Raw genomic sequence first — 565 nt, 5'->3', positions numbered from 1 at the left:
GAGTCGGTCTGGGTCTGGACGAACTGGTCCGGCACGGAGCCCGGCAGGTGATCCAGCAGGCCATCGAAGCGGAGCTGTCGGCGTTGTTAGAACGGTTTGAGAACGTCAAGACCTTGCATGGCCAGCGCGCCGTGGTGCGCAATGGCTATCTGCCGGAGCGCGAAGTGCTGACGGCGGCCGGGCCGATTGTGGTGAAGGTGCCGAAGGTTCGTGATCGATCAGGGTCAGGCGTGAAGTTCAATTCATCGATCGTACCGCCGTATGTGCGGAAATCGCCGCGCGTGAGTGCCGCGCTGCCGTGGCTGTATCTGAAAGGCATTTCAACCGGCGACATGAGCGAAGCGCTGGGCGTGCTGCTGGGCGAGGATGCCAAGGGGCTGTCGGCCAGTGTGGTGAGCCGGCTGAAGGCGCAGTGGGCCGATGAGCATGTGAGCTGGAGCAGGCGGGACCTGTCGGAATCGCGCTATGTGTACTGGTGGGTCGACGGTATTCACACGGGGCTGCGCAGCGAGAATTCTGATGGTCAATGCCTGCTGGTGATCATCGGCGTGCGGCCGGACGGGAG

1 protein-coding gene is annotated in these 565 nt (G+C 63.2%); it reads left to right on the top strand.

The genetic code is table 11. The features are described from left to right. The coding region (locus P0D89_RS53890; protein WP_408379803.1) for a transposase at positions 1 to 565 on the top strand (565 nt) is incomplete at both ends.

The sequence above is a fragment of the Paraburkholderia sp. RL18-085-BIA-A genome, assembly GCF_046027075.1.
In the GTDB taxonomy this organism is placed as follows: domain Bacteria; phylum Pseudomonadota; class Gammaproteobacteria; order Burkholderiales; family Burkholderiaceae; genus Paraburkholderia.
The sequence above is the reverse complement of the archived record's forward strand: the minus strand, read 5'-3'. Positions and strand labels throughout refer to the sequence as shown.